Here is a 19,621-nt window from a genome sequence, read left to right as displayed (position 1 = left end):
GTTGAGTAGCTTTATTCAGCGTGTTTATCGTTTACTCATTCAAGACAATATTTACATTAATAATCATGTCCTTTATTTTAAGACAATATTCTTTTCTTTTTTTTTGACAATGCCAATTATAACCGTGATAACTAATTATAGAATTTGAATTGTGAAAGAGTAAATTAGATGTAAAACAATCTTTCCTCATATAAGAATCGTTCTACGTAAGTACCAATCAAAAAGTATATTGTTAATAATATGTATTGGTATTATAATTACATATTGTCATCCGAGGATCAAAGTAGTGAAAAATACATAGCCTATCATAGCGGAGACTATGATGAATTTCCGTTAATTCCTAGACAAAATGGCAGTGAATCTAATCAACATTCGATTATTCCTCGAGCTAATTATTGGAACATTATAAAAGATGGAGAAATACTTTTTTCAGGTAATCGTCAAAAATGCTGCATATGCTTTATTGATATGATGAACTCCACAAAAACGGTATCAAGACTCAATGACTTGGAGATCAGCAACTATTATTCCATCTTTTTAAATGCTATGGCTTCAATTGCTAAAAACTTTGGTGCAACAATAATCAAAAATGCTGGTGATTGTCTCATATACTATTTTCCAAACACTTTTACTAATCCCTTGGACAGCAACAAGTTTGTCTTTCAGGATGTAATAGAATGCGGAATCACCACGATAGCTGCTCATAGCATAATCAACTCAAAAATGACTCAGGAAAGTCTACCTCCGCTTAACTACAGGATAAGTGCAGATTACGGAATGGTGGAATTAGCAAAATCTTCATCATCAAAGGCCCAAGATCTCTTTGGCTCCACGGTAAATATATGTTCAAAAATAAACTCCAAGGCCAATCCAAATGGCATGGCAATAGGAAAAAACTTGTATGATATTGTAAAATCGTACAAAGAATACATATTTGAAGAAATTGCAAGATACACAATTACTTCTGACCAGGCTGACTATCCCATATATTCTGTGGCATTAAAGGATAACCGACCCATACTGAATCCATTTAAGAGAAGATCAGAGTCAAATATTCAACATGGAACTTCTACATATTCATCATTGGCTAGCAACAATGAATTTACTGATCCTATTATAGGTATAAACGATAGAAAAATCGGTTATGACAAAGAAAGTAAAGAAATCAAAATTTTGATTGTGGAGGACCAAGAAGACAACCTCCAAGTGTACAAAAAATTTTTGGAATCCGGAAGTTATATTATAGAAGGATTTAGTGATCCAGTCCTGGCGTTAGAGAGATTTGAGCAATCAGCTCCTTACTATTACGATCTTATAATATTGGATATTAAAATGCCGAAAATAAATGGTGTGGAGTTCCATAACAAAATAAAATCAAGAGACAAAGGCGCAAAGGTATTGTTTATTTCAGGTATAGAGGGTGCAGATATTATCATAGATACTATGTCTAATGTAAAAATGGAACAATTGGTAAAGAAACCGATTGAAAGAAAAAGGTTCATCCATGCAATAGAATCAGCAATTAAAGGTGAAATTGAAATCCAATGAGCAATCACCTATCGGCGCTATTAACCGATTTCGTTGTCTATAAAGATTTAAGAATTATCTCTCTTGTCATATGACATTGTCAAGGATTTCGGTGAGCATTTATGCAGAAACAAGCACACTATTGCTAACCTCAGTGAAGATGTATGCCTCCAGCCTTATCAAAATTTTAATTCAATCAAGAAATTGTTTCTAACTAGATGATGTGGTAAGTCTGACTCATCTCCAAATATATTTGAAAAGATCAATATGAATTTAGTAAGATACGTATTGATATTCTTTTAGGAATAATCAAGACTTTTGTTAAAGATCTATATAGTTGTGTGAATCCGTGGGGATTAAGTTGCTTGTGGTATAAAATACATAATCGAGTCTTTTGTAGTCCAGGTTGCGATATCTCGCAAGCATTTTAATGTACCCTAAAATTCCCTATGGTATTATTTATTGTTTGGCTAATTATCTTCTCTAAATGATACTAAAGGAGGAACAAGTTAGATAGTTTATGCATTTATTTTTCTAACTTACCTACCGCTTAAATGAAGATATATTTTCTTCTATAAATAGAATGAGTACAAAAAAATTACTGGTTATTTGTAAACAATACCCCATCATCTAGGTTGATAAAGGGTTCTTCAGGATGACTACCTTTTTTGTTTGTGAATTGTTGGCAACTTTCTGCGGTATTAAATCCAGCGTCTTGGGGCGAGAATGGAGCAAACACAACACAGACAGAGTATGGAGTACCATCCTTAAATAGACCAGCCGGAGTCTCTATTTGTTGTAACAGATAAGTATCAACATTATCATTCACACTAGATTGCATATTTTGGAAAGGCAAATTCGAAGTTGGAACAATGCAAAATGCTTGAGGATCATTAACTGAATCAAGTGTGACTGTTCCTTCATAAACGCAATAACTGAAAGTCCCTTCTAAATTTTCACTCCATTGAACCGTCGGGGTAATCTCTAATCCGCCCCCTGACTGCGACTGGGCGGGACTAGCCGAAAGATTATACAAATACAATATGGATGTTATAGATAAAACGCATAAGAACAAGGAAATATTTTTCATCATAATTTTAATGCAGAGAACATATTTAAGAATTCCATTCATAGAAATAGAGTATATTAGATTCGTTAAAGAAAGATACAGTGTAAAATATTATTAGAACCTCTGATACCAGGTCTTATGCAACACGACAAAAAGAGGAGTAGTAGAAATCATTTTTCTTGTACTTATTGCAGGACAATAATTTGTAGTGTATTAATTGAATTTTTGGAACTCTAACTTTGATGAAGATGTTTCAATTAAAAATTGTATCATATTTATCATCATATTTTTGTTTATTTCAAGTAAGATGTGAAACAAAAGATTGAGAAACATGAATAACAACAAGCAACAACAAGCTGATGATTTTAATACACAAGATATAGATAACAAACCTTCAGAATGCATTTATGCTTAATATCTAATAACACATTTTAATTGCCGGTATGTAATTTTAACTCATTAAGCAATAATAGAATTTATCATATGTTACTAACGTTTAAGACGGCAGCATTCTATTACAAATTAACTCATGAAATTAATTATGAGAATATCCTAATTAGTCCCCCTTATAATGGGCATATCATTCTTCTTTATGAAAACGAATCTGACTTAGATAATGCAATAGCAACTTATATCAATGAAGGATTAAAGCGTGATCAACTCTGTCTTCATGCATCCGTAAATTTAAACAATAGAGATTATATTGAAAACTTTTCATCCCAAATTACCAATTACCAAGAAAATATAGAAAAAGGAAATCTAATGATTATTGACTTGACGCTATATTATGTGCAGGCAATGGTTGGAAATTTAGACCCGTTTAATAAACTAAAAGAGGAGATTGTCAACATTGTTAATAAAGACAGGAATAGAAAGGATAAACACGTACGTTTAACTGCAGATTGTGCAACTTTATTATTTAAAAATCAACATTTTAATCAATGTATTTTACTCGAAGAGTGGTGGCATCAAGAACCCTTTCCAGGGTCCTATATCTGTCCATATCCAAAGTATTTGGTAAATCAGTTTCCCTATAATGCATATTTCACTAGACTGTTTCTACATGATGATGTTATTACGTATAAGAACGCAAGACTTGAATGAGAATAACTGGATTGAGATCCAATTATGGTACCTGAGGATTTGTCATATGATCCATCAGGTTGGGATTTGAACCTTTGGGTTTAGCATGAGAGGGCTCCTAACATAAAAATCTGTTCTGTCATAATTAGTAGTCTTCGCTATCTATCATCAATTAAATTCACTACCTTTAGCCTAGAAATATCGACTACATGAAATCATGACGGTATGAGAAATAGAAACCTATAACTATGCTAGATAATCCTGGGTTTATGCTAATAAAATGTCATCCAACTGAGATTAAATTCAATGGTCATTATTTCAACGGAGGTCTGAACTGATCCACAGCATTCGAAGAATCTGCATTTAATAGTTTATACTTGTTAATTATTGAAATACTATTCAAAGGCTAGTTCCGCAACCAAAGTTCTCTTGATCTCTTTTCTAATTGTGGCATTTAAATCAACATATTATAAAAACATAATTAGAAAAATTTCTGCATATTATTACTGTAAATTAATTACCTAATTATCTTAGAAAATTATTAAATCATATATTCTTTCTAGAGAATTCAAGATTAAAATGTTAAAGATAAGTAATAGCAAAACAACAGCATTACTAATTGTAGCAGTATTTGTGACAGTAATGGTAATGGGCCCAACGACATCGAGTCTTGATTTTGCCTTTGCCCACTATGGTGTAGACAAAGACAAGTGTAAGGATGATGAGGATTATTATGAAGACAATGAAAAAGACTGCGACAAAAATTTGAGAGAACATTATGGCGAAGACTATGATGGCGATTTTGGGTCTAAGGACATTGATGATGATGACCACGATGATGACAATAACAATAACCATAACGGAGAGAATTCTGCATCACAGGGTATTGGCCAATCTCAATCGTCCAACCAAAATAGTCAAGTAGTTTCAGGTGATGATACCGTAGCCTCTGGCAACAACATCAACTTGCAAAACCAAGAAAACACTGGTAACAACGCTCTAGCACAACAATAATTTTCTCTATTTTTTTTGACAGTAGAAATCTTTTCATTCATTATATCTGATTAGTCTATTATTTTGTTACATAAGCATAATTTTTCTATCTTTGAGAGTAATTTGATTTTTCCACGTAAAAGGGGTTAGTATAAAAAATAAATAAATCGAGAATGTCCTATTCTAGTTGTTAAAAAGCAAGTTCTCAATTGTGTATTTACGTTCCTCGTACTTCAATGTGGAATTATTCATACATTTGAGGATCTTCTTTACCAAGAGACATGTTTTCCTCATAAATAATTAGTGCAGTATATTCATTACTGCCATCTCTGTTAACGACGGCAAATTTAATGTTAATTAATTGTTTTACCTCTTCTTTTTTAAGAAATTCATTGATGCTTTTTTCAATTTCTGATAATTGTTGGTTGCTGTAGAATTTTACCCTTGTCATACCTTAATCGTCTTTGATTTTAATATAATTGTTATTTTCTCGTTAATTATAGGTTTCTACGAGCCATAGGTTTTGATTTTTAAGATCCTTTCCAATGTCTGTATTTATCATTATATCCGGCTGATATGGAAATAATAGCCTTCCATATAAAAAAACTTCAGTTTGCATGTACTTTTCAGCCTCACGTCGATTGAGATCTAATAAATAATTATCAACTTCAAAGTAAAATGTGGTTACTCAACTTAACTCGGCCAAAAGAGGAATTGCAACTGACGAAATAGTAATGAATAGACAATAAAAATTCCACAAAAGGGGATTTGTTATAATAATTCTAGTAAAACTACCTAATGATCTTCAGTAATGTTATTTTTTGGTCACTTATATTTTAGTTTTGTGCACTTTAACCATACTATGAAAAATAGAAGTCGCTTAGAAATCAAAGCCCAGATTATTAAAACTATAGGAAATAAAGGTGCTATTCAATCAAAAATAATGTACGAGGTATATCTCTCTTTTGTTCAGATGAAGAGAACTTGGATTCCCTTCAACAAAAGAAGCTTATAACGTATATGCAGATTTACGTCTATATCATTTAACAGATAGTGGAAAACATTTCCTCTCATTGTCTAGCAAAATGACCGAATCTCTATTAAGTTTAAAATAGGTATTTCAAAAAAGGATCCTTTGTTCTGAACTTTTGTTTGAGCTATTTTATTAAAGGAAGCTACCTCTTTTAGAACTATATTTGTTCCTCGTAAGCATATCCTTTCTCAATTAAGAAATCCTTAATCTGTTTGGACTCTGTTATCATAAGATCTATACTTCTCAATAATATTGCATAAAAAAACTCCATTGATTCATGACTCCTCTGACAATTTGGACAAATGTTCGAATGTTTTGTTGGCAAGAATTGATGAAGCTCTTTTTTTGATGAAAATTTTTCATAAATTTCATCAAATATTTTCATTATAGGCTGGCGCAGATCATTCATTACTCCTTCTGTTATTCCATTGACCTTTATTATTGCGTCAAATTCCTTGTCAATACCATATTTACCCCAAGACCCTCTCTCACAAACAAATCTCTTCTTCCTTTCACCCTTTTCCTTTTTTTGTCTAGGATAAAGGAACACATATTCCAGCCTGTATAATTCTTTCAAAGTTGTGTATACTATACTTACAGGAATTTGTTCCTGCTGTGTTATCTCTTCGGCAGTTATTCCCTTTGCACCTGCTTGTCTTATTCGATCCATAATTCGCCAAGTGGATTCTTTTGATAGAATGTCAGCTTCTATATAGGATTTGACGGGAAAATGTGTCAAATATGTTTTTAATTTTTTACTTTTTTGTTTCAACTACTTGTATTTAGTCGGCTCAATTCTTAAATTTTGTTAAATTCATAAATTCAATAAATTGAATATTATGTAATTTACATTTTTTTCATTAGAAAATAATTTGAATTATTTATCCTGGATGGGCTAACCTGAATCAATAGTATGGTAAATTTGGCTGATTTAATTTATTCATTTTATAAAAAACTCAAAAACTCAAAATTTCAGAAATACATAACAATTAAATATTGATGTACTTGTACAAATCTCAAGTTTCCTATAATGATAAAATTTTCAGAGGGTTTAGACGGTATTTATGATTTCAATGTTTGAAGACTCGATATCATTATTTTGGATGGTGATAATATCCTACATCTTTGGAGCTTTATTCTCGTTAATGTTTAGAAAACACGGGAGTGGAAAACCCTTTTTCATTCCTACTATCATTGGATCCATCTTTTTGATAATACTCGCGTTGAATGTCATAATAAACGGAAGTTCAATTCATTTTGAAATAGCACCTAACAATGTTTTTTCGTTCAATGAATTCCTGATAGATGGAGTAGCTGCATTCTTTCTCCTACTTATCGGTTTAGTTTCCTTGTCCGTGTCAATATACTCTTTAAGTTACATTAAAGAATATATTGAAAATAAGCATGTAACTGTATTTGGATTTTTTTTTAATACTTTTATTCTTTCCATGATCCTTTTAGTCTCATCAAATGATGTTTTCTCATTTGTTGTATATTGGGAATTAATGTCTCTAACATCTTTCTTTCTCGTAATATATAATCATAAAAATGATTCTAGCTTGAAATCCGGTATAATCTATTTAATAATGACTAATCTGGGAACTGCGCTAATATTAGCTTCACTTTTGTTACTTTCGTCTCAAACTGGTGATACTAGTTTTGAATCCTTCAGATTGTCCTCAGATACTTTTTCTGTATCAATGAAAAATATCGTTTTCATACTAGCCTTTGTTGGTTTTGGCACAAAGGCAGGAATCGTGCCATTACATATTTGGCTTCCTTACGCACATCCATCTGCTCCGAGCAACGTGTCTGCGTTAATGTCGGCAATAATGATCAAAACCGCTGTTTATGGCCTGATAAGAATCATTTATGATTTTAGTGGAGTAGGATCAGGTGCGACAGATAATTCTGAATTTGTTTGGTGGGGATTATTGTTTGTTACCATAGGCGCGATATCCTCTGTGGTAGGTGTGTTATACAGCGTAATTGAAAAAGATATCAAACGTGCTTTAGCATATAGCAGTATAGAAAACATGGGGATAATCTTTATTGGAATAGGATTGTCTATTGTATTTCTAACTTTTAATTTAATCTATCTATCTGCGATCGCAATGTTAGCTGCAATGTACCATTTGCTAAATCATGCTATTTTTAAAAGCCTCTTATTCATGGGTGTTGGCGCCATAATTTTTAGAACTCATACTGGAAATATGGAAAAGTTGGGAGGATTAGTTAAAAGGATGCCGTGGACTTCGCTTTTCTTTTTAGTGGGAGTACTTTCAATTTCTGGTTTACCTTTTTTCAATGGGTTTGTAAGCGAATATCTCATGATGCTCTCTTTCATATCTTCTTACCGTATTCCTGATATCGTTATTGCAATGTCTGTGGGTTTTGCAAGCGCGGCGTTTGCACTGACTTTGGGGATCGTCTTGGCCACCTTTGTAAAAATCTTTGGTATTTCTTTTCTCTCAAAACCTCGAAGCGATATAATTTACCAAATAAAAGAAGTTCCTCGCACAATGCTTGCAGGAATGGGTATTGTTGCTATCATATGCATTATTCTAGGATTGATTCCCTCAATTGGTATAGGTATGATAACTCTTGCATTTAATTTTCAAATGCCTTTGAATCAACCGTTATTTTCATTTGGTTCGATTTGGTCAGAGCCTGAAACAAATAATACTGTTTTAGGACTTTCGTTACCAGTGGTCCTCGTTATATTTGTATCAATTCTGGTTGCGACAATAGGATTTCTATATGGGGTCGGTGGTAGAACAAAACATAGGATTACTGAAACTTGGAGCTGCGGATTTGGTAATCTGAATGAAAGAATGCAATATACTGCTTCTTCTCTGTCTCAGCCTATACTACATGTATTTAGAAATTTCTACAAGCCTTCTTTGGCCATTGAGAATATCCCATACCACTCCTCTAATCCCTACTTTAAAAAATCAGTTAGGATTCAGGTTGCTAACAAGAATATCATTGAGGATTTCATATATAGACCGTTTATTAGTAACGTATTTAAGGTATATGAGACAATGAAAAAATTTCAGACAGGAAAAGTTAATTTGTATTTACTCAATGTCTTGGTGATCATCATATTACTTTTGGTATACGTGAGGTTATTTCCATAATGCCTGTTGAAATCGCTCCATCCGTATCCGGGATTCTTATTGGTATTATTCAATTTCTGATCATTATAGTACTTGCTCCATTATTAACCGGAATAATGCGGAAGATAAAGGCAATAACTCAAAAAAGAACAGGCTCTAGTATTTTTCAGATGTATTTTGATTTACTGAAATTGATAAGAAAAGATGAAGTAATATCAGAAGAATCTTCTTGGATATTTAGATTCTCTCCTTGGATTATATTTACTTCTACACTGGTTGTTGCATTCTTCGTACCAATCATTGCTGTCTATTCTCCATTTGGTCTTGGAGGTGATATTATATTAGTAATTGGCCTTTTAGGCCTCTCTAGGTTTTTTCTAATGCTGGCTGGACTGGATGTTTCTAGCGCTTTTGGAGGTATCGGCGTCAGCAGGGAGATGATGATTTCATCCCTAACAGAGCCTGCATTGTTTTTAGTCTTATTTACTGTAGCAGTAACGTTTGGTGCAACAAATATTGAAACAATTGTATCTCATGCGGCAGAATCATCCAACATGATATCAGCAAGCCTGTTGTTTTCACTATTTGGTTTTTTCATTATTGTTATGTCCGAAACTGGAAAATTACCTTTTGATAATCCGGCTACTCATTTAGAACTTACAATGGTTCATGAAGCAATGATCTTGGAGTTTTCAGGAAAAAGACTTGCTCTTATTGAATTATCCCAATCTATAAAGCAACTACTCTTGTTGTCTCTTTTAATCGGCATTTTTATCCCATGGGGACTATCTACAACTTTCTCAGTCCCTGCGATTATAGTAGGGTTATTAGTTTTTCTTTTAAAAGTGATATCTTTAGGCATGATGATCGCATACATTGAATCTAAGGTTGCTAAATGGAGACTATTTAGAATCCCTGATTTAATATTTTTGTCTTTGGCAAGTGGACTAATGGGTATAGTTTTCCTTTATATTGGAGGATAGGATTAGAAATGACTTATAACAATATTTTGATATTCTTATCAGGTACGTTACTGATTGCAACTTTTATTTTAATTATAAAAAAAGAATTTTTGGGATGGATTCAAGCTTATAAATACCAAACAATTATCCTCTCTTTAATTACTGGAGTAATTGGTTATATTACTAATAACTGGGAGATATATCTGGCAGCCATTATCACCTTTTCATTAAAAGCAGTAATTGTTCCTAGGCTTTTAACAAAGGTAACAGAAAAAATAAGTTACGATTTCAAAAATGAAACAAAGCCGTACATTAGCATACGTGTGTCACTCGTTGCTTCGACCATTCTTGTGGCGCTTTCGTACTTTTTTGACTCACCAAATTCAACTGGATGAAGATGCTATTGCCATTAGTTTTCTTCCAGTCTCCATTTCGTTGTTACTTATAGGCCTCTTAGTAATGATTGGAAGAAAGATTGCCCTTAATCAGATAGTTGGTCTTTTGATATTGGAAAATGGATTATTCTTGTTTGTCCTCTCCCTCACCCATGGAATTTCTCTGATAATAGAAATAGGCATATTCGTAGACATTTTGGTCGGAATTGTAATATCATCAATTTTGATACATAGAATTGGATACACATTTGATAACATGAATGACATTAATCATAAACGTGAAAGCTTAGAGTACTCAGAGGAGGAAGATTAGAAACATGATGAGCATGGCTAATTCATTAATCAAAATATTGCCTGAATCATACTTAATGATGTCTATTATCTTAACTCCAATTTTAGGTGGTGTCCTAGTAACAATATTCAAAAAGAAAATATTCCTAGAAATTATCAGTGTATTGTCAACTGCCTTTATCCTTTTTCTGACTTTTTTTCTGTTCCTATATATAGTTGATTTGAAGAAAATTACTCTATTCAACGATTTTTTTTATGTTGATTCACTGAGTATGGTTGTACTTTTGTTAATATCCTTTGTCAGTTTTGTTTCCTCTATTTATTCTGTTAATTATATGGGAAAACAGTATCAGGGTGGACTAGTTGATGACAAACATCTACTCCGATATTACCAAGGGTTCAATATTTTCATCTTTACAATGATTTTAGTTCCCATTATAAACAATACAGGAGTAATGTGGGTTGCAATAGAAGCAACCACCCTGATATCTGTTTTATTAATAATGATTTACGTAAAAGAGGATGCAATAAGATCGGCTTGGAAATATCTCATAATTGCTACTGTTGGATTATCATTTGCACTAATCGGGACTATCTTCTTTTATTATGCTAATATTCATGATCCTTTATCACCTGTTCAACCGGAAGAGGATAAGATAAACTGGACAAACATGCTACAAAACTCCAAACTTTTTGATCCGATGATTGTAAAAATAGCATTTATTTTCATAATAATAGGTTATGGAACAAAAGCAGGCATAGCTCCAATGCATACTTGGTTACCTGATGCCCATAGCGAGTCTCCAACACCAATAAGTGCGATGCTGTCAGGAGTACTTTTAAACTGTGCTCTATATGGGATACTTCGTTTTCATCTAATTAGCAGTGGTTCAATAGGTGCAGAATATTCTGAAAATTTACTGATCATTTTTGGATTATTATCAGTTGGCATTGCTTCTTTTTCAATTCTCTTTCAAAAGGATATGAAGAGGATGTTAGCATATTCTAGTGTAGAGCATATAGGTATAGTCACTTTAGCGTTTGGATTTGGAGGTCTCGTTGGTATATACGGCGCGATTTTGCATATGATAAATCATGCCATCGTAAAACCATTAATGTTCTTTGCGAGTGGAAAGATTAGCCAGAAATACGAAACTAAAGCAATGTCTAAAATAAAAGGAATAGTTACGATTATGCCTATTACTGGAATTATGTTTCTCATAGGAGGATTAGCAATAATAGGCTTACCTCCGTTTAATATCTTCTTAAGTAAATTTATGATATTATATTCCGGATTTAGTACTAATAATATACTGGCTAGCACAGTTTTGATAATCTTGTTAGCAATAATTTTTATCGGTTTTATAAGAAATTTAGTAATGATGTCTTTCGGTGAACCTAAAACACAAATAAATAATGGAGAACTTGGTAATCTTTCCATAATTGCAATGGGAATGCTTGTTGCTTTTGTAATAATACTCGGGATATATATACCTGAACCTTTGGACACTTTAATCAATGATGCTGTGAAGATATTCAAAGTGGTATGACGATGGAGAAGGCAGATTGAAACAGGCAATGTTAACAGAAGTTGTTGTGAAGAAGAGCGGCGTTAGTCATTTAAATATTCAAACTGTTGAGGGGTTGGAGGTATATTGAACCATACTACTTTCCGCAAGAAAATCTTTGAATACGAGCCATTATTCTTCGAAAAATTCAAAGAAAGGATACAGAGGATCTGTTACAAAAATTACAACGAAATCCATATTTTGACGAGCAGTCCCGAAGCCACTACTGAGATTATTTATTTTATAAATGATAATCTAGGATGCAGACTTGTTACCATGATATGTACCGATGAACGAAATATTGAAGATAGACTTGACAAAAAAGACGAATTGGATAATACTAAACATACAATTGATTTAATTAACAAAAGACATGATGGTTTGAACCTTAGACATGTTTTTTCTAGTGAGACTGAAGATATTTTTTTCATAGTTACTTCATTACTCCCTAATCTGCATAAGCCCACCTATCCGAGTATCGTTTCGCATATACCATCTGCGGTGTACTATGAAAGGGAAATATCCGATATGTTTGGTGTCATTGCCCAAGGGAACCCTGACACAAGAAAACTAGTTTTGCACGAACAATGGCCAGAGAATCATTTTCTGCTTCGAAAGGATTTTGATATTAAGACAAAAATAAAAAGTCATTTAAATTATCATTATGAATTCCTAAAGGTCGAAGGGGAGGGTATATGTGAGATACCTGTCGGTCCAGTACATGCTGGAATCATCGAACCTGGACATTTTAGATTTAGTATATACGGAGAAAATATACTCAACTTGGAAACGCGCTTATACTATACCCATAAAGGTATTGAAAAACTAGCTGAAACAATGACTCTGGACGAAGCATTGCTCTTATCTGAGCGTATATCTGGTGATGAATCAGTGGCAAATTCTATGGCGTATTGCCAGGCGATAGAGAGGATGGCTTCAATACAAATTCCCAAGAAAGCCTTGCAAATTAGAACGATTTGTGCAGAGCTAGAACGAATTTGGAATCACTTTGGGACTCTCGCGGGTATTTGTACTGATGTTGGATTCGGATACGGAAGCTCAAGAATCAACATACTCAAAGAGAAAGTAATGCGAATAAATGAAAAATTAAGTGGAAGTAGACTCCTTTTCGGAATAAACAGGATTGGTGGAGTAAAAATAGATTTTAAACCGGAAACTCTAACCCTGATCCTTAAAGATCTATCAGATATATTAACAGACTTTAATAGTTTAGTAAAATTATTAAATAACACTTCCTCCTTTATGGACCGCCTTAAAGGAACTGGAAGTATATCAATTCAAGATGTACTTGGATTAGGAGCAAATGGTGTAATTGCAAGAAGTACTGGAGTTGATATCGATACGAGAAAGAACCATCCCTATGCATATTACCCTTATCTTAATCTTGAAAATATACAAGGTATTGTCCATAAGATTGCATATGAAGTTGAGCTAAACAAACGTAAAGGCGATGCTCTTTCAAGGCTCGAAGTCCGAGTGCTTGAAACTAGGCACTCGATAGATATTATTCAGAAAATAGCGACTGATATCCTAGATAAAGGCACAAAGAGCGATACCAGTGGTAATTATCAAACCTACAATGATGACAGTCTGGTTATAGAGGAACTAAAAAATCATCTTCAACCATACGACAGTGCGTTGGGATATACTGAATCCCACAGAGGTCAAACAATACATTGGGTCATGCTTGGAGACGACACCAATAGGATTTTTAGATACAAAATAAGAACAGCATCTTTTTGTAATTGGCCGTTGATAGAATTAGCTGGTACTGAATAATATTGTTCCGGATTTTCCATTGATTAACAAAAGTTTTGATCTCTCTTATTCAGGAAACGATTTGTAATGAAGGAAAAGGATCTCTCAGACACTGTTTCAAATAAGAGCCGATTTGATTATAAAGGGATATTGTGGCCTAATTCCAAGGACAAAAATAAAAGTGATATTCTAAAGAATAAACGCGTAACGATACCTAATCCGATTAAGGAGCTAGATCTAATTCCTGAAAATTCTAAGGGCAAAATTAATGTAATTCCTTCCAGGGATGTCTATAAATATGAACTAGTTGGAAAGGGAGACGAGATAGAAAATATTTGTCTATCAAACGCAATCAAAATAAGAAAATCAAAGAATAACACCGCTGTAGTAACTTTGGATAATGGAAAATGTTTTCTCTGTGGTAGATGTGAAGAAGTATATCCGAGTTTATTTAGAATGGAAAAGAACCTGAACCTTGCAGCAAAGAATAAAGAACAATTGATAGATTTGGTTGAATTGGCGCTACAACAACCAAACAAAGAATCTGTGAATATACCTATAAATGAGAAAAGTTCTTCTGATTTGTCTTATGAACAGATAGGTAATGAATTGAAAGAAAAGATCAAAACTTTATTTGGTAGATCTTTGGCGATCCGGCAAGTTGATGGTGGATCGTGTAATGGATGTGAGATAGAGATAACTGCCTTGAATAATCCCATCTATGATATAGAACGATTTGGCGTTCAATTTGTTTCATCTCCTCGACATGCTGATGCGTTGTTAGTTACAGGCCCTGTATCTCAGAATATGGTTATTGCACTTCAAAAAACCTATCAGGCTACTCCCGATCCTAAAATTGTAATTGCCGTCGGAGCGTGTGCATGCAGTGGCGGAATCTTTGGGAATATCTATGCTACAACCGGTGGCGTTGATACCATATTACCTGTCGATGTGTATATTCCAGGATGTCCACCCAGACCCGAGGCTCTAATTTACGGGATTCTAACTGCAATGAATAAAATTCAAATTTGATTCTTCTCGTTTTAGTTAAGGTGTTAATGAAGTAAATTTGGGATAATGATTAAAGAAATTCTATAGAATAGATAAATTGAACATTAAAACAACACTGATAAAGATAGAGACGAATGTTAAATCCGCTTGCGGATCTAATCAAACATCCATTAAATGACAAAAAGAAAGTAGGTATAGTAAGATTTGAATTTGCTGGAGGATATTGTTATTAGATAATCGTCGGTTTTTGTCTGCTAACAAGTACCTAAAAATCATGGGTTGAAAAATCGCACCAGATGAGGTTTGGGATTCAAATCCATTAGCTTATCTTGGGGGTTGTAATACATAAGATAATTATCCAGAAATTAAATTGTTTGAGTAAATCTAATAAAAACTACAGAGTGGTTTGAACCTGTGGGATGACTGTTAATAAGCTCCTTTACATAGGGAATTGAATCTATTAGTTGTATGGTCCTTGGCCTAGTCTTACCCCCCTTAATTTGAATTTCTGCATACTGTTTTCCTTCACTTGTCTTTTTGAAAATAATGTCACGTATTCGTAAATTCAATAATTCTGATGGCCGACACGATGAATCATTCGCCATAGCATGAAAACTTCTGTCTCTTACGCTAGGACAATATCTCAAAAATAAAGCATGTTCTCTTGGTTCCCACAAGTCTGACGGGGAATACGGCGTTTTTTCATTTCTTGGCAATTTGCTTTATCCCCTTCATACCATCAGGAGTTTCTCTCTTAGTATGGTCAGGTCTGAAGGATTGTAAAGCCATCTAAAAAATTTACTCAAAATGATTTGCCTTCCGTTATAGGTGCCTATCCACCTCTGAGTTGGATCCTCGGAAATAGGTTTTCGCAAATTATTTAGAAATTCTAAGATATCTTGTTTAGTTAACTCTTTAAAGAGTTTCTTGTTTTCATGACAATTTGAAAGCCATACAAGAACTTTTATCCTTTCTTCTTTAGTAGAATTCTTTATGTTGATCTCTGTTTCTTCAGAAATAATATAATCACAAATCGTATTAGCATTGCTGATATTAGCAATGGCTAGATTTTTTAAAATTTTGTTAAAGTATTGTTTGGTGCATGATTTTGTCAACAGGTCTATCCTTTTAGTGATTGATGAATTGATGTCTTGTTGTTGTCCATCATCAAAATTAGGATTATTAGCATGCGCCAAATTTGTCGTTCTATCATTTGTTGCTTTTCTATCGCATTTAAGATTGTCGTATAAATCCCCAAGATAAGCGCGGGGAGTGGGATTCGAACCCACGAGTTCTTGCGAACATGGGATTAGCAATCCCACGCCCTACCAGGCTAGGCGACCCCCGCTTTACAATTGTTTTTTGACATGGGTATATTAATTATTTGCAATCAAAATTGACATAAGAGGAAGCAAAGAAAGATTATCAGCAAAACAGTAGTCTCTTTGCTCTTCTAATAATCTACTAATAAAGATTTAATACTTTATCCACCTTTTGATAAGTATGCCAACTGCTTATGTATTATTAAATTGTGATCTAGGTTCTGAAAGTGAGATAATCAAAAAAATTAAGGAAGTTCCAGAAGTCATTGAGGTGAATGGAGTATTTGGAGTTTACGATATTATAGTAAGAATTTCATCCGATAATATGGATAAATTGAGGGAAATCATTACATGGCGAATCCGCAAGATAGATAAGGTTCGCTCCACTTTGACAATGATAGTTATTGAAGGGCAGTCGCATTAATTACAATATCCCTTTCTTTTAATCCTTATTAAGGATAGTTTATCTAATTAAAAAAAATTCAACAGAAAATAGTTCCCTAAAAATTTTAAGATTATGTTGGGATAGGTAAGAATTATCAACTTTTCTAAATATCTGTTGATCCATTAGATTCCGCATCGTAAGTAAATTTAAATGATCAGTATTAAGAAAATGAGAAAGATACTAGATTCGAATCCAAAATCCAACGTTACTATTACTCACGTAAAACTTAGGAGGATCTAGTTTTCAAAACAATATTGTTACAAATCTAAAACAGAGTTACCATAGAACTTTTTAAAGTAAAATTAATGTTTACTTCGGTTTCCAATCTTCTTAATACTTGATTTCGAAATCTAATGACTTATTCAATATGTTGGCGATGACAAATTTTAGTAGCGTGATAATCATAGAATAATGCGCCACCTTTTACTCTGACTCCATTGAATTTATTCAAAAAGTTGTTACAAAGCAGTAAAATATTATCGTATTTGTTTTTAGGTAATAATCTTCGAGTCCTCCTCTTCCTCTCTGAACTCATCTCATCCTAATCTAATACCTGTATCAATGCTTTTATTGAACCTGCTGTCTTCACCATTTCATCTTCGGAATTATAAAAGTGTGGAGAAGCCCTCAATATCTTTCTTGCTCCTATTTCCCTTTCTGCTAATATCACCCCTTCTTTTTGCAACCTAGCATTTAATTTTTCGATTCTCTTATTGTTTTGCTTTCTAAAAGAAAAGGAAACAAGCGAAGATCTAAATTCTTCCGTTGATGCTTCATGCAGTGTTATATCATCCATATTCATTAGTTCCTGCCTTAATATTGAAGCCAAATATCTATTTCGTTGAAAAATATTTTGTATCCCTACCCTTAACAGGTATCGCAATGATGCCTCAAGCCCAGCCAATCCAGTGAAGTTTCTGAATGTAGCATGGTACTTTTCTGGATATTTGAGGTATTTGGTAGATTCCTTTAATTTCTTGTTTTTATCATCCTTTAATTTCTTGTCTCTCACAAATTCAAGGTCTGCAGTTCCTGATCCGATGAACACAGGATTCAAATCTTCCATTACCTGCTTTTTAACATAGAGTATACCAATTCCTAAAGGCCCACACAGCCATTTAAAACTCGGAAATGTCAAAAAATCGCATCTCATTTTCTTTACGTCGGTTACCATTGCCCCTACACTTTGTGCTCCGTCAATAGAAAACAAAGTACCTTTGTTCCTTTTTTTTATTATGTTTCCCATTTTTTCAACAGGAGTGATTGACCCATTATTATAAATGACATGACTTGTAGAAACTAATTTAAAAGTACTTTTCTCATAAATATTGACAAAATCCTCAATCAAGCTATTACCGTAATTCTCAATCTTTCCTTCTGGAAAATTTCTAATCTGTAGGTTTTTATCTACAGAGAGTCTGACCCAAGGCAAATAATTTGAATAATGCTCGTTTAAAGGATTTCTAATTAATAAGCGATTTCCATCCTTCCATGCTAATCCACTAGCAATCATGTTGATTCCTTCCGTGGTGCTCTGTGTGAAAATAATCTCATCCTTGTGCCCGTTTATGAGATTTGCGACACGTTTTCGAGTTTCCAATTTGAGTTCATCTAAGTAAACTGCAAACTCTTTAGAATCTGGTCCCACTTCAGAATATCTTATATTAAAATCCGTCATTGATTTTATGGATGAAATAGGAAGCGGACTAATTGAACCATTGTTCAAATAGATTCTCTTTTTGGTTATATAAAAATCTGAGTTGATACTGTCTAACAATTCCTTATCCAATGTACCGACATTTTCCTGGTTACTCAATATATATCAGATTAGGCATTATTATTTAAGGTGAGCTGAATTATTACCATCATTTCTACATCCTATAATCTCGGGTGGGATTAATTTAATGTATTATTACGATGTAAATGCTAAAATAAGCTTAATTGAGAAATTAATCACTGAATTTAGCAATTGGAATATTTTGTTAATGGATTTTGATACACAACTTTCCTCACTTCTGAACAATCACTTTATATTTTCAGATTGTGATCTTCAACCTAATCTTGAGATTTTTCTGCCATATCAAATTACTCATAGTACAATGGTCAACAAGTTTATTGAATATAACAAATTTAATTCACTTATTGTAATAGATTCATTGAATGGATTGTTAGATTACTTTAACTTTGGTGGAAATAATGAGATTTTTAATACTCATAAAAATGTGGGTAAATACAAAGGCGCTGCTAGCCTAAATCGTATTGCTGGAAAACATGCTGGTTACAAGAGCCTAAACCTTTTAAAGATATTATTTCAGTTTCACGCTGATAAGAAAATACCAGTAGTAATCACTTCTTATCAGTCGCAAAGCAGTATTGACCGGTTGATTTTTGAAACAATTTCCGATGAATCATATCCACACCAAGAAAATAATCATTTCAGAAGGATATCAAATTTAATAACTTTATTAGAATATTTTCAAGACAAAGATGATTTGTTTATTACCATTTTAAAGAAAAAAAAAACTAGTTCCGCATCCAATTTCTTGTCGCGTTTTCCTGATTTTCCTCAAACTCGGAAAATAATCAGGAATGCCAAAATAAATTGACAAGGATATGACCTAAGCCTTTAATTCCATAACTTTGTACATGAAAATTAATGATATCATCACTATCATAAAGCCTGAACCCATCAAGGCATATTTTTCGTATACTTTTTCTACGTTTAATCCCTTGACCGCGATAAGGGCGCCAATAAATCCAGATAACACTATAATAATACCTATCGCGGTCTCATAATTATTTTGGACAGCTCTAGAGGGTAGAAAAACAGCCTGATTATAATTTTGGCCTTCTATTATAGAATTAATTATTCCGGAAGCAAATGCAAAGTATATCAAGATATAAATGCTCGATAAAATAAGCACAGGTTTGATAAATTTAGGTTTCAATGGTGTAGTTAAATCTATAGGATTTATAAATTAAAACTTTTTCCCTTAATATTATGATCGACTCATTAAGGGAAAA

Annotated in this window: 20 protein-coding genes and 1 tRNA gene; 13 read left to right on the top strand and 8 right to left on the bottom strand. The window is 33.1% G+C overall.

Annotation, left to right across the window (positions count from 1 at the left end; translation table 11 throughout):
- Positions 1 to 264 precede the first annotated feature (264 nt).
- Entirely contained in the window at positions 265 to 1,548 is a 1,284-nt protein-coding gene (locus AB0A59_RS08385) for a response regulator (protein WP_458742894.1), read from the top strand.
- A 577-nt stretch (positions 1,549 to 2,125) separates the two neighbouring features.
- On the opposite strand, the gene AB0A59_RS08380 is transcribed toward AB0A59_RS08385, so the two are convergent.
- Entirely contained in the window at positions 2,126 to 2,620 is a 495-nt protein-coding gene (locus AB0A59_RS08380; protein ID WP_458742892.1) for a hypothetical protein, read from the bottom strand.
- Positions 2,621 to 3,079: 459 nt separating this feature from the next.
- On the opposite strand from AB0A59_RS08380, the gene AB0A59_RS08375 reads away from it, so the two are divergent.
- Both AB0A59_RS08375 and AB0A59_RS08370 read left to right on the top strand, forming a co-directional pair.
- A complete protein-coding gene (locus AB0A59_RS08375) occupies positions 3,080 to 3,700 on the top strand; it encodes an MEDS domain-containing protein (RefSeq protein WP_458742891.1) in 621 nt (206 codons plus the stop codon).
- A gap of 558 nt (positions 3,701 to 4,258) precedes the next feature.
- Positions 4,259 to 4,693, top strand: a complete 435-nt coding sequence (locus AB0A59_RS08370) for a hypothetical protein (RefSeq protein ID WP_458742889.1) — start codon at positions 4,259 to 4,261, stop codon at positions 4,691 to 4,693.
- 223 nt (positions 4,694 to 4,916) lie between these two features.
- Here AB0A59_RS08370 and AB0A59_RS08365 read toward each other — a convergent pair whose 3' ends face one another.
- A complete protein-coding gene (locus AB0A59_RS08365) occupies positions 4,917 to 5,123 on the bottom strand; it encodes a sporulation protein Cse60 (protein ID WP_458742887.1) in 207 nt (68 codons plus the stop codon).
- A 360-nt stretch (positions 5,124 to 5,483) separates the two neighbouring features.
- Between AB0A59_RS08365 and AB0A59_RS08360 the strand changes: the two genes are divergently transcribed.
- Positions 5,484 to 5,687: a winged helix-turn-helix domain-containing protein gene (locus AB0A59_RS08360; protein ID WP_458742885.1), complete on the top strand. Its 204-nt coding sequence runs from the start codon at positions 5,484 to 5,486 to the stop codon at positions 5,685 to 5,687.
- A 175-nt stretch (positions 5,688 to 5,862) separates the two neighbouring features.
- Here the strand turns inward: AB0A59_RS08360 and AB0A59_RS08355 are convergent, their stop codons facing one another.
- Positions 5,863 to 6,477 carry a hypothetical protein gene (locus AB0A59_RS08355; protein ID WP_458742883.1) on the bottom strand — a complete coding sequence of 205 codons (615 nt, stop codon included), beginning with the start codon at positions 6,475 to 6,477 and terminating at the stop codon, positions 5,863 to 5,865.
- A 292-nt stretch (positions 6,478 to 6,769) separates the two neighbouring features.
- On the opposite strand from AB0A59_RS08355, the gene AB0A59_RS08350 reads away from it, so the two are divergent.
- From AB0A59_RS08350 to nuoB, 7 genes are all read left to right on the top strand, one after another.
- Positions 6,770 to 8,845, top strand: coding sequence for a proton-conducting transporter transmembrane domain-containing protein (locus tag AB0A59_RS08350; RefSeq protein WP_458742881.1), 2,076 nt, complete (start codon positions 6,770 to 6,772; stop codon positions 8,843 to 8,845).
- Positions 8,845 to 9,807 carry a respiratory chain complex I subunit 1 family protein gene (locus AB0A59_RS08345; protein ID WP_458742879.1) on the top strand — a complete coding sequence of 321 codons (963 nt, stop codon included), beginning with the start codon at positions 8,845 to 8,847 and terminating at the stop codon, positions 9,805 to 9,807. The genes AB0A59_RS08350 and AB0A59_RS08345 overlap by 1 nt, the downstream gene beginning before the upstream one ends.
- Before the next feature lie 8 nt (positions 9,808 to 9,815).
- Positions 9,816 to 10,181 (top strand): hypothetical protein, encoded by a 366-nt coding sequence (locus AB0A59_RS08340; RefSeq protein WP_458742877.1) that lies wholly within the window; start codon positions 9,816 to 9,818, stop codon positions 10,179 to 10,181.
- Positions 10,156 to 10,494: a hypothetical protein gene (locus AB0A59_RS08335; protein WP_458742876.1), complete on the top strand. Its 339-nt coding sequence runs from the start codon at positions 10,156 to 10,158 to the stop codon at positions 10,492 to 10,494. The genes AB0A59_RS08340 and AB0A59_RS08335 overlap by 26 nt, the downstream gene beginning before the upstream one ends.
- A gap of 4 nt (positions 10,495 to 10,498) precedes the next feature.
- On the top strand, positions 10,499 to 12,022 hold the full coding sequence (locus tag AB0A59_RS08330) for a hydrogenase 4 subunit F (RefSeq protein ID WP_458742874.1): 1,524 nt from the start codon (positions 10,499 to 10,501) through the stop codon (positions 12,020 to 12,022).
- Positions 12,023 to 12,127: 105 nt separating this feature from the next.
- The gene (locus AB0A59_RS08325; protein ID WP_458742872.1) at positions 12,128 to 13,840 is read left to right on the top strand and encodes a hydrogenase large subunit; all 1,713 of its coding nucleotides are present in this window, start codon (positions 12,128 to 12,130) and stop codon (positions 13,838 to 13,840) included.
- Between the two features lie 66 nt (positions 13,841 to 13,906).
- Complete coding sequence (gene nuoB, locus AB0A59_RS08320) at positions 13,907 to 14,851, top strand: NADH-quinone oxidoreductase subunit NuoB (RefSeq protein WP_458742871.1); 945 nt, start codon at positions 13,907 to 13,909, stop codon at positions 14,849 to 14,851.
- A gap of 344 nt (positions 14,852 to 15,195) precedes the next feature.
- On the opposite strand, the gene AB0A59_RS08315 is transcribed toward nuoB, so the two are convergent.
- The 3 genes from AB0A59_RS08315 to AB0A59_RS08305 form a co-directional block, all read right to left on the bottom strand.
- Positions 15,196 to 15,546 carry a site-specific integrase gene (locus tag AB0A59_RS08315; RefSeq protein ID WP_458742869.1) on the bottom strand — a complete coding sequence of 117 codons (351 nt, stop codon included), beginning with the start codon at positions 15,544 to 15,546 and terminating at the stop codon, positions 15,196 to 15,198.
- A 15-nt stretch (positions 15,547 to 15,561) separates the two neighbouring features.
- Positions 15,562 to 16,119, bottom strand: coding sequence for a hypothetical protein (locus AB0A59_RS08310; RefSeq protein ID WP_458742867.1), 558 nt, complete (start codon positions 16,117 to 16,119; stop codon positions 15,562 to 15,564).
- Positions 16,095 to 16,178 (bottom strand) — tRNA-Ser (locus AB0A59_RS08305). Before AB0A59_RS08305 ends, AB0A59_RS08310 begins: the two co-directional genes overlap by 25 nt.
- Positions 16,179 to 16,333: 155 nt before the next feature.
- Here AB0A59_RS08305 and AB0A59_RS08300 point away from each other — a divergent pair.
- Positions 16,334 to 16,576 (top strand): Lrp/AsnC family transcriptional regulator, encoded by a 243-nt coding sequence (locus AB0A59_RS08300; RefSeq protein WP_458747587.1) that lies wholly within the window; start codon positions 16,334 to 16,336, stop codon positions 16,574 to 16,576.
- A gap of 562 nt (positions 16,577 to 17,138) precedes the next feature.
- Here AB0A59_RS08300 and AB0A59_RS08295 read toward each other — a convergent pair.
- Positions 17,139 to 18,413 (bottom strand): aminotransferase class V-fold PLP-dependent enzyme, encoded by a 1,275-nt coding sequence (locus AB0A59_RS08295; protein WP_458742865.1) that lies wholly within the window; start codon positions 18,411 to 18,413, stop codon positions 17,139 to 17,141.
- Positions 18,414 to 18,501: 88 nt separating this feature from the next.
- On the opposite strand from AB0A59_RS08295, the gene AB0A59_RS08290 reads away from it, so the two are divergent.
- Positions 18,502 to 19,203, top strand: a complete 702-nt coding sequence (locus AB0A59_RS08290; RefSeq protein ID WP_458742863.1) for a hypothetical protein — start codon at positions 18,502 to 18,504, stop codon at positions 19,201 to 19,203.
- Positions 19,204 to 19,215: 12 nt separating this feature from the next.
- On the opposite strand, the gene AB0A59_RS08285 is transcribed toward AB0A59_RS08290, so the two are convergent.
- Positions 19,216 to 19,545 (bottom strand): hypothetical protein, encoded by a 330-nt coding sequence (locus AB0A59_RS08285; protein WP_458742861.1) that lies wholly within the window; start codon positions 19,543 to 19,545, stop codon positions 19,216 to 19,218.
- Between the last annotated feature and the right edge of the window lie 76 nt (positions 19,546 to 19,621).

Source organism: Candidatus Nitrosocosmicus sp. T, from assembly GCF_054408485.1.
This window is presented reverse-complemented; position numbering and strand designations above follow the sequence as displayed.

Coding starts and splice junctions, on each gene's coding strand:
- AB0A59_RS08290 (WP_458742863.1), top strand. CDS start 18,502: ATGTATTATTACGATGTAAATGCTAAAATAAGCTTAATTGAGAAATTA.
- AB0A59_RS08330 (WP_458742874.1), top strand. CDS start 10,499: ATGATGAGCATGGCTAATTCATTAATCAAAATATTGCCTGAATCATAC.
- AB0A59_RS08375 (WP_458742891.1), top strand. CDS start 3,080: ATGTTACTAACGTTTAAGACGGCAGCATTCTATTACAAATTAACTCAT.
- AB0A59_RS08345 (WP_458742879.1), top strand. CDS start 8,845: ATGCCTGTTGAAATCGCTCCATCCGTATCCGGGATTCTTATTGGTATT.
- AB0A59_RS08340 (WP_458742877.1), top strand. CDS start 9,816: ATGACTTATAACAATATTTTGATATTCTTATCAGGTACGTTACTGATT.
- AB0A59_RS08360 (WP_458742885.1), top strand. CDS start 5,484: ATGTTATTTTTTGGTCACTTATATTTTAGTTTTGTGCACTTTAACCAT.
- AB0A59_RS08380 (WP_458742892.1), bottom strand. CDS start 2,620: ATGATGAAAAATATTTCCTTGTTCTTATGCGTTTTATCTATAACATCC.
- nuoB (WP_458742871.1), top strand. CDS start 13,907: ATGAAGGAAAAGGATCTCTCAGACACTGTTTCAAATAAGAGCCGATTT.
- AB0A59_RS08350 (WP_458742881.1), top strand. CDS start 6,770: ATGATTTCAATGTTTGAAGACTCGATATCATTATTTTGGATGGTGATA.
- AB0A59_RS08365 (WP_458742887.1), bottom strand. CDS start 5,123: ATGACAAGGGTAAAATTCTACAGCAACCAACAATTATCAGAAATTGAA.
- AB0A59_RS08370 (WP_458742889.1), top strand. CDS start 4,259: ATGTTAAAGATAAGTAATAGCAAAACAACAGCATTACTAATTGTAGCA.
- AB0A59_RS08300 (WP_458747587.1), top strand. CDS start 16,334: ATGCCAACTGCTTATGTATTATTAAATTGTGATCTAGGTTCTGAAAGT.